Annotated in this window: 14 protein-coding genes and 5 tRNA genes; 4 read left to right on the forward strand and 15 right to left on the reverse strand. The window is 62.8% G+C overall.

All coding sequences use genetic code 11. The features are described from left to right. Nucleotides 1-25: 25 nt before the first annotated feature. From AC2CQI_RS12185 to gltX, 10 genes are all read right to left on the reverse strand, one after another. Complete coding sequence (locus tag AC2CQI_RS12185) at nt 26-988, reverse strand: tRNA dihydrouridine synthase (RefSeq protein ID WP_484580303.1); 963 nt, start codon at nt 986-988, stop codon at nt 26-28. Between the two features lie 409 nt (nt 989-1,397). Further along, a complete protein-coding gene (locus AC2CQI_RS12190) occupies nt 1,398-1,829 on the reverse strand; it encodes a GNAT family N-acetyltransferase (protein WP_081430264.1) in 432 nt (143 codons plus the stop codon). Next, nucleotides 1,826-2,266, reverse strand: a complete 441-nt coding sequence (locus AC2CQI_RS12195; protein ID WP_075803909.1) for an acyl-CoA thioesterase — start codon at nt 2,264-2,266, stop codon at nt 1,826-1,828. The genes AC2CQI_RS12190 and AC2CQI_RS12195 overlap by 4 nt, the downstream gene beginning before the upstream one ends. Before the next feature lie 44 nt (nt 2,267-2,310). After that, nucleotides 2,311-3,144, reverse strand: a complete 834-nt coding sequence (locus AC2CQI_RS12200) for an alpha/beta fold hydrolase (RefSeq protein WP_075803908.1) — start codon at nt 3,142-3,144, stop codon at nt 2,311-2,313. Between the two features lie 23 nt (nt 3,145-3,167). Continuing rightward, nucleotides 3,168-3,707 carry a TetR/AcrR family transcriptional regulator gene (locus AC2CQI_RS12205; protein ID WP_484580304.1) on the reverse strand — a complete coding sequence of 180 codons (540 nt, stop codon included), beginning with the start codon at nt 3,705-3,707 and terminating at the stop codon, nt 3,168-3,170. Between the two features lie 167 nt (nt 3,708-3,874). Further along, nucleotides 3,875-3,950: transfer RNA gene (locus AC2CQI_RS12210), tRNA-Glu, on the reverse strand. 44 nt (nt 3,951-3,994) lie between these two features. Beyond that, nucleotides 3,995-4,070, reverse strand: a tRNA-Ala gene (locus AC2CQI_RS12215). A 53-nt stretch (nt 4,071-4,123) separates the two neighbouring features. Then, nucleotides 4,124-4,199, reverse strand: a tRNA-Glu gene (locus tag AC2CQI_RS12220). A 72-nt stretch (nt 4,200-4,271) separates the two neighbouring features. Then, nucleotides 4,272-4,347: transfer RNA gene (locus AC2CQI_RS12225), tRNA-Ala, on the reverse strand. A 299-nt stretch (nt 4,348-4,646) separates the two neighbouring features. Then, nucleotides 4,647-6,128 carry a glutamate--tRNA ligase gene (gene gltX / locus AC2CQI_RS12230; protein ID WP_075803906.1) on the reverse strand — a complete coding sequence of 494 codons (1,482 nt, stop codon included), beginning with the start codon at nt 6,126-6,128 and terminating at the stop codon, nt 4,647-4,649. Nucleotides 6,129-6,270: 142 nt separating this feature from the next. Here gltX and AC2CQI_RS12235 point away from each other — a divergent pair, with 142 nt between their 5' ends. Continuing rightward, entirely contained in the window at nt 6,271-7,311 is a 1,041-nt protein-coding gene (locus AC2CQI_RS12235) for an HlyD family secretion protein (RefSeq protein WP_484580305.1), read from the forward strand. Continuing rightward, a complete protein-coding gene (locus AC2CQI_RS12240) occupies nt 7,301-8,851 on the forward strand; it encodes an MDR family MFS transporter (protein ID WP_484580306.1) in 1,551 nt (516 codons plus the stop codon). Before AC2CQI_RS12235 ends, AC2CQI_RS12240 begins: the two co-directional genes overlap by 11 nt. 110 nt (nt 8,852-8,961) lie before the next feature. On the opposite strand, the gene uvrB is transcribed toward AC2CQI_RS12240, so the two are convergent. Then, nucleotides 8,962-10,977, reverse strand: a complete 2,016-nt coding sequence (gene uvrB, locus AC2CQI_RS12245; protein WP_075803903.1) for an excinuclease ABC subunit UvrB — start codon at nt 10,975-10,977, stop codon at nt 8,962-8,964. 285 nt (nt 10,978-11,262) lie between these two features. Here uvrB and AC2CQI_RS12250 point away from each other — a divergent pair, with 285 nt between their 5' ends. Both AC2CQI_RS12250 and AC2CQI_RS12255 read left to right on the forward strand, forming a co-directional pair. Further along, the gene (locus AC2CQI_RS12250; RefSeq protein ID WP_484580307.1) at nt 11,263-12,459 is read left to right on the forward strand and encodes an amino acid aminotransferase; all 1,197 of its coding nucleotides are present in this window, start codon (nt 11,263-11,265) and stop codon (nt 12,457-12,459) included. Nucleotides 12,460-12,520: 61 nt separating this feature from the next. Then, a tRNA-Asn gene (locus AC2CQI_RS12255) sits at nt 12,521-12,596 on the forward strand. A gap of 136 nt (nt 12,597-12,732) precedes the next feature. On the opposite strand, the gene AC2CQI_RS12260 is transcribed toward AC2CQI_RS12255, so the two are convergent. The 4 genes from AC2CQI_RS12260 to AC2CQI_RS12275 form a co-directional block, all read right to left on the reverse strand. Continuing rightward, nucleotides 12,733-13,293 (reverse strand): DUF1285 domain-containing protein, encoded by a 561-nt coding sequence (locus tag AC2CQI_RS12260; RefSeq protein WP_075803901.1) that lies wholly within the window; start codon nt 13,291-13,293, stop codon nt 12,733-12,735. A 12-nt stretch (nt 13,294-13,305) separates the two neighbouring features. Further along, nucleotides 13,306-13,908, reverse strand: coding sequence for a DUF4823 domain-containing protein (locus AC2CQI_RS12265; protein WP_075803900.1), 603 nt, complete (start codon nt 13,906-13,908; stop codon nt 13,306-13,308). A gap of 77 nt (nt 13,909-13,985) precedes the next feature. After that, nucleotides 13,986-14,954: a GTP 3',8-cyclase MoaA gene (locus AC2CQI_RS12270; protein ID WP_484580308.1), complete on the reverse strand. Its 969-nt coding sequence runs from the start codon at nt 14,952-14,954 to the stop codon at nt 13,986-13,988. A gap of 126 nt (nt 14,955-15,080) precedes the next feature. Further along, nucleotides 15,081-15,719 carry a TetR/AcrR family transcriptional regulator gene (locus AC2CQI_RS12275; RefSeq protein WP_075803898.1) on the reverse strand — a complete coding sequence of 213 codons (639 nt, stop codon included), beginning with the start codon at nt 15,717-15,719 and terminating at the stop codon, nt 15,081-15,083. Nucleotides 15,720-15,737 lie beyond the last annotated feature (18 nt).

A 15,737-nucleotide genomic window follows, 5' to 3' on the forward strand; every position in this document is an offset into this window, starting at 1 on the left:
TTTCAAGCGTCGCCGGTAAAATTTTTTACGCCGCGGCGACCAGCGGCGGTACGCCAAGCAACAGGCCGACCCGGTCGCAGTCGGTTTCCCGGCGCAGTTCGGTGAACAGCGCGGTGGCTTCCGGGTAGCTCCGGGTCAGCATCGCTACCCACTGCTTCAGGCGACCCGGGGCGGAACGCGGGGTCAGCTCGACCCGGACCCGACGCCAGAAGTCCTGGATCAACGGCATCAGTTCGGCCCAGTCCATCGGCACGCACTCGACGCCATCGCGCACGGCGGCGATCTGCCGGGCCAGGTCCGGGCGCGAGACCAGGCCGCGACCCAGCATGATGTCCTTGACCCCGCTGACCTCGCGGCAGCGCCGCCAGTCGTCCAGGGTCCAGACCTCGCCGTTGGCGAACACCGGCACCTTGACCACATCCTGCACCTTGGCCACCCATTCCCAGTGGGCTGGCGGCTTGTAGCCCTCGACCTTGGTCCGCGCATGCACGACAAGATGCGCCGAGCCGCCTTCGGCCAGGGCGCGGCCGCAGTCCAGGGCGCCGTCCGGGGTTTCGAAGCCCAGGCGCATTTTCGAGGTGACCGGGATGTGCGCGGGTACGGCCTTGCGCACCTCGCTGACAATGCGGAACAGCAGCTCCGGCTCCTTGAGCAGCACCGCGCCGCCGCGGGATTTGTTCACGGTCTTGGCCGGGCAGCCGAAGTTCAGGTCGATCACCGGTGCGCCCAGCTCGCAGGCCAGGGCGGCGTTGTCGGCCAGGCAGACCGGGTCGGAACCCAGCAACTGCACGCGCATCGGCACGCCGGCCGGCGTCAGCGAGCCGTGCGCCAGCTCGGACGCCATCTTGTGGAACGTGGCCTCGGGCAGCACCCGGTCGCAGACCCGGATGAACTCGGTCACGCACCAGTCGATGCCGCCGACGCGGGTCAGCACGTCGCGCATGATGTCGTCGACCAGCCCCTCCATCGGGGCCAGGGCAATTTGCATGGGGGAGAACCTCGGAAAAAGTGCGTGCATGGTAAACGGGGATGCTTCCTACAGCCACATAGGAAGAGGCCGACATGACAGGCGCACAGTTTATCTTGAAAGTACTGCGGGACCCTGTGGGAGCTGGCTTGCCAGCGATAGCGATGGTGAATTCACTACCGCTATCGCTGGCAAGCCAGCTCCCACAGGGTCCGCGCACGTCAAATCTGAAGGAGATCGATCACATGTCCACGTTCTTTGCCAACAACCAGCACCAGCACACCATCGGCCAGGGAACAGGACATGCAGATCAGAAAACACAACTACGACCTTCTCAACTTCGAACCTGACCCGCCTTCCGGGCCGGGATTGCGCTTGCCAGAGCCGCCCCGGAAAAGGCGGTCCTTCATTCAGAAGATCCGGGAAATGCTCAAGCCAAAACCTTCTCCATGAACACCCGGTTGAAGCCATGCTCGCTGCCGCGATGGGTTTCGCGGTAGCCAAGGCGCTGGTAGAGCGCCACATTCCCGGTCATGGCGGCATTGGTGTACAGGCGGATCAGGGAAAACCCGGCTTCGCGGGCACGGGCTTCAGCGAAGTCGACCAGTTGTCGGCCAAGCCCCCGCCCCTGGCAAGCCGGGTCCACGGCCACATTGGACAGCAGCATCGCCGCCGGCTCGGGACACAGCACCAGCACCGCGCAATCGTCCAGCAGCCAGACCTGCCCCCGCCGAATCAGATCACCATAATCATCATCCAGCGGCCCGGGTCGCACACCAATACGCTCGACATACGGCAGATAAGCCGCTTCCACGACCCGGCGCACGGTCATCTCATCGCCATCGAGCGCCTGCCGTATCACGCCTGCTTTTCCAGCAACGCCTGACCATAACCCTCGAGGAATTCCTGCGGCATGCGCTTGGGCTTGCCTGTGGACAACTCAATGCAGACGAAGGTGGTCTGGGCCCGCAGCAAGGTGGTGCCGTCGCTCGGACGGACCAGCTGGAAGTGCCGGGTCATTTTCAGGCGCTGGTCCCAGTCGACGATCCAGGTCGCCAGTTGCAGCTCGTCGTCTTCGTAGGCGCTGGCAAGGTAGTCGATTTCATGGCGGACTACAGCCATGGCACGATCGAGGCGACGATACTCGGCCAGGTCCAGCCCCAGACGCTGGGAATGGCGCCAGGCACAACGCTCCAGCCAGGTGACGTAGACCGCGTTGTTGGCGTGCCCCAGTCCGTCGATATCCTCGGCACCCACCCGCAGGTCGATGACGAATGGCGTTGCCAGATCCCAGCTCATGCCCGCTCCCGTTTGTGATGAACGGGCATGAGTGTAACGGATGATCAGGCCGATTGGCGCAATGGCATCGCCGTGCGCTGCAACAGGTCGAGCACACCGGCGATGACCTGGGGATCGGCCAGCACGCGCTGGTGACCGCCCTCCTCCAGCATCAGCAGGCGGCTATCGAACCAGGCCTCGTGCATCAGTTGCGCTTCCCGGGCGGAAACCAGCTGATCGTCCTTGGCATGCACGATCAATCCAGGCAGATCCAGTTGGTAGCCCTTGACATCCAGATGTTCGATAGCCACCCCGACATCGCGCTCGACCTTGCGGATAAACGCCGCACGGGCCCGCGGCGGCAGGTTCAGGCGGCGGGCAAAGCCGCGCAGGACGCCGATCAACCGCGAAGGCGCAGCGATGCTGACCACGGCCTCGGCCCGTAGCCCCCATTGCAGGGCAAGCAGCATGCTGGCGCCGCCCATGGAGTGACCGATCACCGCCTTCAACGGCGGCAACTCGGCCGCCGCTTCCAGCATTGCCCTGGCGAACAGTCCAACATGCGCCTCCGCGCCCGGCGAGCGACCATGGCCGGGACCATCCAGCGCGACAGCGGTATAGCCCGCCTCGACCAGCGCCTCGATCAGCCGGGCGAACTGGGTCGGGCGTCCTTCCCAACCATGCATCAGCAACACCGTCGGACCCTGCCCCCAACGCAGCGCGGAAAGACCGAAGCGCAGGGTGATGCGCTCCGCCGTCGCCAGGATCGGCAACTCCCACTCACGCGGCGGCTTGGTGTAGGGGGTCATGAAGGCACGGTGCATCTTGCTGGCGATATGCCCAGGGACCAGTCGCCCCAGGGTGCCATTGACGCCACGAATCCAGCTCAGGGTATTCATCGCTTCGCTCCAGTGGGGTTGTTTCAGATCACCGCTGTTTTGGCGGCGCGCAGAATGCGATCGGACAGTTCATCGTTACCCAGGGCGCGGGCCAGGGCCAGGCCGCCGACCATCAGGGCGAGGTCGGCGAGGAATTTGTCGGCGTCTTCGGGGCTGTCCACCAGCTCGGCGGTCATCAGCTCGATATGCTCGGCCAGGACCTGGCGAAAGTCGTCGGGCAGGCGGGTCATCTCGCTCAGGGTAGTCGGCAGTGGGCAGGCATCCACCGTGGAATCGCGGTGCTTGCGCGACAGGTAGAAGGCGGCGACCAGGGCCCGCCGGGACTGGCCATCCAGCGCCGGGTCGACCTGGGCCAGCAAGGCACGGCGCTCGCCGAGCAACTGGCTGAAGGCCTCGAGCATCAGCGCTTCCTTGCTGTCGAAGTGGGCATAGAAGCCGCCAACAGTCAGGCCGGCAGCGCCCATTACCTGATTGACGCTGGCATCGGCCGGGCCCTGCTGGATCAACGCACAACGGGCGGCATCGAGGATGCGTTCGCGGGTCTTGGCTTTCTTGTCGTTCATGACGCTCACCGGAAAATATTATGGGCTTAATATTATGCTCATAATATTTTCTGGCAAGTCTTTTCCCCGGCCGCTTGTCGCCCCAAGGCAAAAACTTTTTCGCGGGAAAAAACAAAAGGCTCATTCAATAATCGAATGAGCCTTGAAATTCCGCAGAGCGGATAAAATGGCGTCCCCTAGGGGACTCGAACCCCTGTTACCGCCGTGAAAGGGCGGTGTCCTAGGCCACTAGACGAAGGGGACTTGTAACCTTCGTGCAGATCCGTTTTCACGAATCCTGGCGGAATTGGTGGAGCTAAGCGGGATCGAACCGCTGACCTCCTGCATGCCATGCAGGCGCTCTCCCAGCTGAGCTATAGCCCCGGATTTCTAGCCTCGCGGCCCAGCGACCTCTTTCGATATCGCTTGTGTGAAACTGGCGTCCCCTAGGGGACTCGAACCCCTGTTACCGCCGTGAAAGGGCGGTGTCCTAGGCCACTAGACGAAGGGGACGAACCTTCTTACCTTCAAGACCCGGTTGCTGGACCCGGTCTTGCTTGTCAGCCTCGGCTGCCAAGCGGAATTTGGTGGAGCTAAGCGGGATCGAACCGCTGACCTCCTGCATGCCATGCAGGCGCTCTCCCAGCTGAGCTATAGCCCCACAATGTCGCTCTGAACTTGATTCGCTTGGCTGGGTGCTTCGCGTTTCGTTTTCGTTCATCGCTGTGGACGGGGCGCATATTAAGAGCGGATGACAGACCTGTCAAACTTATTTTCAAAGAAATTCAAAAATTTTTTCCCAGATAACAACCACTTACCGTCCCCAAGCGGGAAAAGCCCCGTGTTTGCTGGGTCCCGCGCCTTTCGGCGGTGGCCTGAACGACCGCGGGGCGAGCCCCCTGCCCCGGCCAAGTGCCGAAGGTAGAAGGCTCGCCCCGCGAAAAAAACGGGTGAAGGCAATCAGGCGATGGTGCCCAACAGCTTCTCCCATTCCTTGTTTTCTTTCTTGGACACGCCGCCCAGCAGGTCCAGGGCCTGGCGCAGACGGTAGCGGGTCAGGTCCGGGCCGAGGATTTCCATGGCGTCGAGTACCGAGACCGAGCTGGCCTGGCCGCTGATCGCCGCAAACATCAGCGGCATGGCGTCACGCAGCTTCAGCTCCAGGGCCTCGACCACGGCCTGGATGCAACCGGTGATGCGGTCCTTTTCCCACTGACGCAGGCTTTCCAGTTTCCACAGGATCAACTGGATCACCTGGCGTACCTGGTCCGGCGACAGCTTCTTGTGCTCGAACAGCTTCGCATCCAGCTTCAGCGCGCCTTCGAAGAAGAAGCCGCCCAGCGGAGCGATCTGGCTGAAGGTCTCGACCCGGCCCTGCACGTGCGGGGCGATCTTCATCATGTAGTCGCTATTGAACGCCCACTTCTGGACCCGTGCGGCGAACTCTTCCACCGGCAGGTCACGCAGCCACTGGCCGTTGAGCCAGGACAGCTTCTCGATATCGAAGATCGGACCGCCCAGGGAAACGCGGGACAGGTCGAAATGCTCGACCATCTCGGCCAGGGAGAACTTCTCGCGCTCGTCCGGCATCGACCAGCCCATGCGACCCAGGTAGTTGAGCATGGCTTCGGGCATGAAGCCCATGCGCTCGTAGAAGGTCACCGAGGTCGGGTTCTTGCGCTTGGACAGCTTGCTCTTGTCCGGGTTGCGCAGCAGCGGCATGTAGCACAGCTTCGGTTGTTCCCAGCCGAAGTACTCGTACAGCTTGATCAGCTTCGGCGCCGACGGCAGCCACTCTTCGCCGCGCAGGACGTGGGTGATGCCCATCAGGTGGTCGTCGACCACGTTGGCCAGGAAGTAGGTCGGCAGACCGTCGGTCTTCATCAGGACCTGCATGTCCATGCGGTCCCACGGGATCTCGACGTCGCCACGCAGCATGTCCGGGACCACGCAGACGCCCTCGCTCGGCACCTTCATGCGGATCACGTGCGGCTCGCCGGCGGCCAGGCGGCGTTGCACCTCTTCCGCCGACAGCAGCAGCGCGCGGCCGTCGTAGCGCGGGGTTTCACCGCGGGCCATCTGCTCGGCACGCATCTGGTCCAGCTCTTCGGCGGTGCAGAAGCACGGGAAGGCGTGGCCCAGGTCAACCAGTTGCTGGGCGTACTGCTTGTAGATCTCGCCCCGCTCGCTCTGCCGGTAAGGGCCGTGCGGACCGCCGACATCCGGGCCTTCGGCCCATTCGATGCCCAGCCAGCGCAGGGCGTCGAAGATCTGTTGCTCGGATTCGCGGGTCGAACGCAACTGGTCGGTATCTTCGATACGCAGGATGAACTCGCCGCCGTGCTGCTTGGCAAAGCAGTAGTTGAACAGGGCGATGTAGGCGGTGCCGACATGGGGATCGCCAGTCGGCGAAGGCGCGATGCGCGTACGAACGGTGGTCATGAGAGTCTCGAGAAGAGGTGAAACAAAGGCGGGATGTTAACAGGGTGCAGGCGCCGGGCTCCAGTAATGGGCGTGATCGTCACTTGCGTCGCTGGATCCAATATTTGTTAAATTTGCTTACATTTTCGGAACGATCGTCCTCATGCCTGCCCAACTCAAGCGTCGCCTGCTCATTTTTCTTTTCCTGGTCCTGATGGTTGCCCTCGCCTTCTTTGCCCATTGGTATTTGAAGGGACGCTTCTATGAAAGCACCGACAACGCCTATGTCCAGGGCGAGATCACCCGGGTTTCCAGCCAGTTGAGCGCACGCATCGACAGCGTGCTGGTACAGGACAACCAGCATGTGCAGAAAGGCGACCTGCTGGTGCGCCTGGAGTCCGATGACTTCCGCTTCGCCGTCGAGCGCGCCCGCGCCACCCTCGATACCCGCCAGGCCGAACGCCTGCAGGCGGAAAGCCGGCTGACCCAGCAGTCCAGCCTGATCGCCGCCGGCCAGGCCCAGGTGTCGGCGAGCCAGGCCACCCTCGGCCGCACGCAACTGGACCTGAACCGCGCCCAGGCCCTGCGCAAGCCGGGCTTCGTGTCCGAGGAACGGGTCACCACCCTGTCGGCGGAGAGCAATGTCGCCCGTTCCCAGGTGAGCAAGGCCCAGGCCGACCTGCAGGGCCAGCGCCAGCAGGTCAGCGCCCTGGAGGCCGAACTCAAGCGCCTCGATGCGCAGATCGCCACCGCCCGCACCGACCTGGCCCAGGCCGAGCTGAACCTGACCCGCAGCGAAATCCACGCGCCGATCAGCGGCATGGTCGGCCAGCGCGCCGCCCGCGACGGCCAGTACGTACAGAACGGCGCCTACCTGCTGTCCATCGTCCCGGACCAGGACATCTGGGTTCAGGCCAACTTCAAGGAAACCCAGATCGGCAAGATGCAACCCGGACAGCGCGCCGAACTGGTCTTCGACAGCTACCCGGACACCCCGATCGAAGGCCGCGTCGACAGCCTGTTCGCCGCCTCGGGCGCGCAGTTCAGCCTGCTGCCGCCGGATAACGCCACCGGTAACTTCACCAAGGTCGTACAGCGGATTCCGGTGAAGCTGACCTTCGCCGCCAACAACCCGTTGCATGGCCGCATCCGTCCGGGCATGTCGGTCACCGCCACCGTCGACCTGCGCAGCGATGGCCGGTGATCAACTGATCCGTCCCGTCGGCGAACCGAGCCGGCGCGACTGGATCGCGGTCATGAGTGCGATGCTCGGTGCGTTCATGGCTGTGCTCGATATCCAGATCACCAACGCCTCGCTGAAGGATATCCAGGGCGCGCTGTCGGCGACCCTGGAGGAAGGCTCGTGGATTTCCACGTCCTATCTGGTGGCCGAGATCATCATGATCCCGCTCACCGCCTGGCTGGTGCAGTTGCTCTCGGCGCGGCGCCTGGCGGTGTGGGTGTCGCTCGGCTTCCTGGTGTCGTCGCTGCTCTGCTCCATGGCCTGGAACCTGGAAAGCATGATCCTGTTCCGCGCCCTGCAGGGCTTCACCGGCGGTGCACTGATCCCCCTGGCCTTCACCCTGACCCTGATCAAGCTGCCGGAACACCACCGCGCCAAGGGCATGGCGATGTTTGCCATGACCGCCACCTTCGCCCCGTCCATCGGCCCGGCGCTGGGTGGCTGGCTCACGGAGAACTGGGGCTGGGAGTACATCTTCTACATCAACATCCCGCCGGGGTTGCTGATGATCGCCGGCCTGATGTACGGCCTGGAGAAGAAGGAAGCGCACTGGGAACTGCTGAAAAGCACGGACTACGCCGGCATCGTCACCCTGGGCGTCGGCCTGGGTTGCCTGCAGGTGTTCCTCGAGGAAGGCCACCGCAAGGACTGGCTGGAATCGAGCCTGATCGTCGGCCTCGGCAGTATTGCCCTGGTCAGCCTGATCACCTTCGTCATCATCCAGTTCTCCCGGCCCAACCCGCTGATCAACCTGCGTATTCTGGGCAACCGCAATTTCGGGCTGTCGAGCATTGCCAGCCTGGGCATGGGGGTCGGGTTGTATGGCTCGATCTACCTGCTGCCGCTGTACCTGGCGCAGATCCAGAACTACAACGCCTTGCAGATCGGCGAAGTGATCATGTGGATGGGGATTCCGCAGCTGTTCCTGATCCCGTTGGTGCCCAAGCTGATGAAGGTGATTGCGCCGAAGGTGCTGTGTGCGCTGGGCTTTGGCCTGTTCGGCTTTGCCAGCTTCAGCTCCGGGGTGCTCAATCCGGACTTTGCCGGCGCGCAGTTCAACAACATCCAGATCATTCGTGCCCTGGGGCAGCCGATGATCATGGTGACCATCTCGTTGATCGCCACGGCCTATATCCAGGCGCAGGATGCGGGGTCGGCGTCGAGTCTGTTCAATATCCTGCGCAACCTTGGCGGGGCCATTGGTATCGCCTTGCTGGCGACGCTGCTGGATGCGCGGACCAAAGTGTATTTCGACTATTTGCGCGAAGCGGTGGTGCCGACCAATCCGCAGGTGGCGGAACGCTTGGGGCAACTGGCGGAGAAGCTGGGCAGCGATGGCGCGGCATTGGGAAGGTTGAGCGAGATTACCCATCAGCAGGCGCTGATCATGGCGTACAACGATGCCTTCCATTTTGTCGGGATCGGGCTGGCGATCAGCATGATTGCGGTGTTGATGACCCGGAAGCTGCCGCAGGGGCTCAAGGCTGGAGAGGCGCATTGACCTTCAGGGCCCTATCGCTGGCAAGCCAGTTCCCACAAGGTCCGCGGTGCACGCGATACCTGTGGGAGCTGGCTTGCCAGCGATGAGGCCCTCAAGAGCGATAAAGAACTTCAGGCGGTAATCAGCTTCTCACGCAACTTGGCAATATCGTCGCGCATCTGCGCCGCTGCTTCGAATTCCAGGTCCCGCGCCAGCTGGTACATCTTCTCCTCAAGCTGCTTGATGCGCTTGGTGATCTCCCCCGGCGACCGCAATTCGGCCTCGTACTTGGCACTCTCCTCCGCCGCCTTGGCCATGCCCTTGCGCTTCTTGCTCCGCGAGCCAGGGACATTGGCGCCTTCGAGGATGTCAGTGATGTCCTTGACCACACCCTTGGGCACGATGCCGTTGGCCTCGTTGAAGGCAATCTGCTTCTCCCGGCGCCGCTCGGTCTCGTCGATCGCCCGCTGCATCGAACCGGTCATCTGGTCGGCATAGAGAATCGCCCGGCCATTGAGGTTGCGCGCCGCCCGACCAATGGTCTGGATCAACGAACGCTCGGAGCGCAGGAAGCCCTCCTTGTCCGCATCGAGGATCGCCACCAGCGACACCTCGGGCATGTCCAGGCCCTCGCGCAGCAGGTTGATCCCCACCAGCACGTCGAAGGTGCCCAGACGCAGGTCGCGGATGATCTCGACCCGCTCCACCGTGTCGATATCCGAGTGCAGGTAGCGCACCCGGACATCGTGGTCGGCGAGGTAGTCGGTCAGGTCCTCGGCCATGCGCTTGGTCAGGGTGGTGACCAGCACGCGCTCTTCCAGCGCCACGCGCTTGCGGATTTCCGAGAGCAGGTCGTCGACCTGGGTCAGCGCCGGGCGGATTTCCACCTGCGGGTCGACCAGGCCGGTCGGCCGCACCACCTGCTCGACCACCCGTCCGGCATGCTCCGCCTCGTAAGGCCCCGGCGTCGCGGAAACGAAAATGGTCTGCGGGCTGACGCTCTCCCACTCGTCGAAGCGCATCGGCCGGTTGTCCAGCGCCGAGGGCAGGCGGAAGCCGTATTCCACCAGGGTTTCCTTGCGCGAACGGTCGCCCTTGTACATCGCCCCGACCTGCGGAACGCTGACGTGGGATTCGTCGATCACCAGCAGCGCATCTGGCGGCAGGTAGTCGTACAAGGTCGGCGGCGGCGCACCGGCCGGGCGGCCCGAGAGGTAGCGCGAGTAGTTTTCGATGCCGTTGCAGTAGCCCAGCTCGAGGATCATCTCCAGGTCGAAGCGGGTGCGCTGCTCCAGGCGCTGGGCTTCCACCAGCTTGTTGGCCTTGTGCAGGTATTCCAGGCGGTCCTTGAGCTCATCCTTGATCCCGTCCACCGCCTCCAGCAGGGTTTCCCGCGGGGTGACGTAGTGGCTCTTGGGGTAGAAGGTGAAGCGCGGCAGTTTGCGGATCACTTCGCCGGTCAGCGGATCGAAGGCCGAGAGGTTTTCCACCTCGTCGTCGAACAACTCGATGCGGATGGCTTCCAGGTCCGATTCGGCCGGGAACACGTCGATGACATCGCCACGCACGCGGAAGGTGGCGCGGGCAAAGTCCATTTCGTTGCGGGTGTATTGCAGGTCGGCCAGGCGGCGCAGCAAGGCGCGCTGGTCGAGCTTGTCGCCGCGGTCGATGTGCAGGACCATCTTCAGGTAGGTTTCCGGGCTGCCCAGACCGTAGATGCAGGACACCGTGGTTACGATGATGGCGTCGCGCCGCTCCAGCAGGGCCTTGGTGGCCGACAGGCGCATCTGCTCGATATGGTCGTTGATCGAGGCGTCCTTCTCGATGAAGGTGTCCGACGACGGCACATAGGCTTCCGGCTGGTAGTAGTCGTAATAGGAAACGAAATACTCGACCGAGTTGTTCGGGAAGAACGCCTTGAACTCGCCGTACAGCTGCGCGGCGAGGGTCTTGTTCGGCGCCAGCACCAGGGTCGGGCGCTGCACCTGGGCGATGACGTTGGCGATGCTGAAGGTCTTGCCCGAGCCGGTCACGCCGAGCAGGGTCTGGTGCGCCAGCCCCGCCTCGATGCCTTCGACCATCAGGCGGATGGCTTCCGGCTGATCGCCGGCCGGCTGGAAACGGGTGACCAGTTGAAACTCGGACATGACGGACCTCTGCGCAAGTGCGGATACAGCTAACTGTATTTTTAGCCAGTAGTTATACCCAATTAAAGGCGCTCTGCGCCAGTTTCAAGACCGGGCACCCACGGTTGACCGGGGGATTCGACTAACGGTCGAAAAATATTCCCGGAAACAGCCGGAAAAGCTGCGGCAGACTGTCGCCGTGACCGAGCGGTATCACTATACTGACTCCCCGTTTGTGCACCGCTCTAGTGCATTCGGCTGGAGCGTGCGGACCCTACTCACCCTCCATTCAGAGCCAAGGTAATAATGAGCCTGTTTTCCGCTGTCGAGCTGGCACCACGCGATCCCATTCTGGGCCTCAACGAAGCATTCAACGCCGACACCCGCACCGAGAAAGTCAACCTCGGCGTAGGCGTTTACTGCAACGAAGAAGGACGCATCCCACTGCTGCGTGCGGTCATCGAAGCCGAAACCCAACGTGCCGCCCAGCACGCTTCCCGCGGCTACCTGCCGATCGACGGTATCGCCGCCTACGACCAGGCCGTGCAGAAACTGCTGTTCGGTGCCGAGTCGCCGCTGCTGGCCGAAGGCCGCGTGGTCACCGTGCAGGCCGTCGGTGGTACCGGCGCCCTGAAGATCGGTGCCGACTTCCTCAAGCAACTGTCGCCGAACGCCGTCGTCGCCATCAGCGACCCGAGCTGGGAAAACCACCGCGCGCTGTTCGAAACCGCCGGCTTCCCGGTGCAGAACTACCGCTACTACGACGCCCCGAGCAACGACGTCAACCGCGCCGGCATGCTGGAAGACCTGAACAACCTGCCATCGGGTTCGATCATCGTCCTCCACGCCTGCTGCCATAACCCGACCGGCGTCGACCTGAGCCTGCAGGACTGGAAAAACGTTCTGGAAGTGGTCAAGGCCAAGGGCCACGTGCCGTTCCTCGACATGGCCTACCAGGGCTTTGGCGATGGCATCGCCGAAGACGCCTTCGCCGTGCGCCTGTTCGCCGAATCGGGCCTGGAGTTCTTCGTTTCCAGCTCGTTCTCCAAGTCGTTCTCGCTGTACGGCGAGCGCGTCGGCGCCCTGTCGATCGTCACCAGCGCCAAGGAAGAAAGAGCTCGTGTGCTGTCGCAGGTCAAGCGCGTGATCCGCACCACCTACTCCAACCCGCCAACCCACGGCGCCAGCATCGTCGCTGCCGTACTGAACAGCGCCGAGCTGCGTCAGATGTGGGAAACCGAGCTGGGCGAAATGCGTGGCCGCATCCACGGCATGCGCAAGCAGATGGTCGAACTGCTGGCCGAATACGGCGCCAAGCGTGATTTCAGCTTCGTCGGCCGCCAGCGCGGCATGTTCTCCTACTCGGGCCTGAGCGTTGAGCAAGTGGCGCGGCTGAAGGCCGAATACGGCATCTACGCCCTGGACACCGGCCGCATCTGCGTGGCCACCCTGAACCAGAGCAACATCCACGTGGTGACCAAAGCCATCGTCGACGTGCTGTAAGCGATATTTGCCAAGGGGAAGCTTGACTTCCCTTTGGTAATCAGTAAGATACGCCACAGATTCCGCGATAGCTCAGTCGGTAGAGCAAATGACTGTTAATCATTGGGTCCCTGGTTCGAGTCCAGGTCGCGGAGCCAAATACTGAAAACCTCCAGATGCGCAAGCACTGGAGGTTTTTTATTTCAGCCGCAAGCCGCAAGCTTCAAGCCGTAAGAAAAAGCAGTCAGCGGCGCAATCGCTTTTTCTTGCAGCTTGAGACTTACGGCTTGCAGCTCAAAGCCGCCCGATCGGATAGAACTCTCCGGAACTCCACACGCCGAGCCAGGCCTCGCCTTCGATCTCACGAGACACCGCCAGCTCCACCAGTTCGTAGAACACATTGCGATGGATCAGCGCTTCGAGATTGGCGCGCATATGCACGTAGGGCGATGGCTCCTGGGTCACGGGATCGATGACGAAACGCAGCGGATGCCCGGGACCGGCCTCGACCTGATCCTCGACATTGCTGGTGAAGCGCAGCACCTGCGCCTCGCCACTGCCCTGCACGTCCACGCTGACCGCCACGAACGGCGCATCATCGACCTTGATCCCGACCTTCTCCACCGGCGTTACCAGGAAGTAATCGTCAGCGTCACGGCGAATGATGGTGGAGAACAGGCGCACCATGGGTTTGCGGCCGATCGGCGTACCCTGGTAGAACCAGGTGCCATCCCGGGCGATACGCATGTCGATATCGCCGCAGAAATCCGGATTCCACAGGTGCACGGGCGGCAAGCCTTTTTCCGCCTTGGGGATTTGCGCCAGCAGGTCACCGGCCTTGCCCGTGTCAGCCATGTTCGATACTCCTCAGTTGCTCAAGCCCAACAAGGCACGAGCGTAGTCTTCCAGGGGAGGACCAATCAAATCTTCCGGCTTGTTGTCGTGGAACGTCAGCAAACCGCCACGGGTGTGGATACGCGCGGTGTCTATCAGGTAGCGGGTGCTGGTTTCGATCAGCATCATCTGAATGGTGCCGGTATCGATGCCGAGGCGATCCACGGCCTGTTCGTCATACCACTCGTCGCCGTTGCCGATGCGGTTGTCCGCCCGGGCGAAACGGGTGTAGAGCAGGTAGTGGGCGCCGACGGAGCGAGCTTCAGCCAGCGCATCCTCCAGGCCAATCGGCCCTTGCGCGCGACGCACCAGCGGGAAGTATTCGACGAAGCCCTTGAAGGCCTCCTCCGCCACCACGTTGGGACGCGGATACGCCCGGCCCGGCGGCACGAACACCCCCTGGGCAATGAAAATGAACGAGTCGGGTTGCAGGCGCAGCGACATCGAGCGCTGGGTGTTGGCGTGATCCAGGAAGCCGGCATCACTCATGTGATAACGGGTGGCCTCACCCATGTCGCTGACAGTCATGCAGCCGCCCAGCGTGATGAACGCCAGCAGCAGAACCAGGCTACGCATCTTTCCTCCAGAGGCCGGCGACGGAAAACCGGCGAACAGCCCGCTGATGCAGGTTCTGTTCCAGATTGATTGGAGGATTAGCCGCCGATGATCTTCATCACAGTGGCGCCGCCAGAGAAGGCCACGCTCTGCTTGTCGCCGATGGCCTTGACCAGCAGGCCCTGCAAGGCCGGGAGGGCCAGGTGGCGAGGACGATCGAGAAGGTCGCCGATGTAGTGGCGGTTGCTTGACGACAGGCAGCCGTGCAACCAGCCGGTGGAGGACAGGCGCAGGCGGGAACAGGTCCGGCAGAACGGCACGCTTTCGTTGGCGATCACCCCGAAGCAGCCCTGCCCCGGGATGCGGTAGCGCAAGGCGGTGGCGTCGATCGGCGCTTCGGCCTGGGCATACTCATAGCGCTCGCCGATCACCTGCAGCAAGGTTTCCAGACCGACGAACTGCTGCAGGAAGGCATTGTTGTCCCGGGCCAGATGGCCCATGCGCATCAGTTCGATGAAGCGCAACTCGTAGCCGTGCTCCAGGCAGTACTCCAGCAGCGGCAGGACCTGGTCAAGATTCTGCCCGCGCAGCGGCACCATGTTGACCTTGATCTTCATGCCCGCCGCCGACGCCTGGGCCATGCCGTCGAGCACCGTCGCCAGATCGCCACCGCGGGCAATGGCACGGAAGGCCTGGGGATCGAGGGTATCGAGGGACACGTTGAGACGGCGGATGCCAACATCCACCAGCAGCGGCAGCTTGCGCGCAAGCAACTGGCCATTGGTGGTCAGGCTGATGTCGTCGAGGCCGAAGCCGGCCACGGTGGTCAGGAAGGTTTCCAGCTTGGGACTGACCAGCGGCTCGCCCCCCGTCACCCGCAAACGCTCGATGCCGGCCGCCTCGATCAACCAGGCCACGCCACGGGCCATGGCCTCGGCGGAGAGTTCGTCCTGGGCGGCGACCAGGCGCTTGCCGTCGGGCACGCAGTAGGTGCACGCGTAGTTGCAGGCGGCGGTAAGGCTGACACGCAGATTGCGAAAACGCCTGCCTTGACGGTCGACGATCATGGATTACTCCGGCATGGGTGAATCGGGCCTGCAAAACCTGACTCAAAAATCAGGTTTTTGCAAGCCTACCCTCCAAGTATATTCCTGTGCCGTCGCATCCAATAGCGGACGTGTCGCCAGCGGATATCAGCTGGCGGACGGCTCCGGGTCACGCTTGCGCTTGTTGCCCATGCGCACGCCGATGTCCATCAGGAACTGGAAGAAGCCTTCCTGGTCTTCCAGGACATTGCTCCAGAACGGCGAGTGGTACAGCGCCACGGCGCCGTGCACCAGCGCCCAGGCGGCGCAGTAGTGGAAGTACGGCGGCACATCTTCGAGCTTGCCTTCGCTGATGCGGCCCTTGATCAGCAGGGTCAGGCGGTCGAAGTTGGAGGCGCGGATCTTGTGCAGTTCCTCGACCATCTCCGGCACCTGATGGCCCTTGACCACCTTCTCTTCCAGGCGATCGAACAAGCGGTAACGCTGTGGATCGCGCATGCGGAATTCGAAGTAGGCGCGCGACAGGGCTTCCTTGTCGCGGTCGACATCGGCGGAGTGCAGCAACTGGTTCAAATCGCGCTCGTAGTCGAGCATCAGGCGCAGGTAGATCTCCGCCTTGGACTTGAAGTGCTTGTAGATCGTGCCTTTGCCGATACCCACAGCATCAGCGATCATCTCGACGGTGACGCTGTCTTCACCCTGTTCGAGAAACAGCTTGAGGGCGGTATCGAGAATCTCTTGCTCACGGCGACGAAATTCACGGACCTTGCGAGGTTCTTTCTGCATAAGAAGGACTGATCAAAA

It is taken from the genome of Pseudomonas sp. P2S-1 (genome assembly GCF_057197725.1).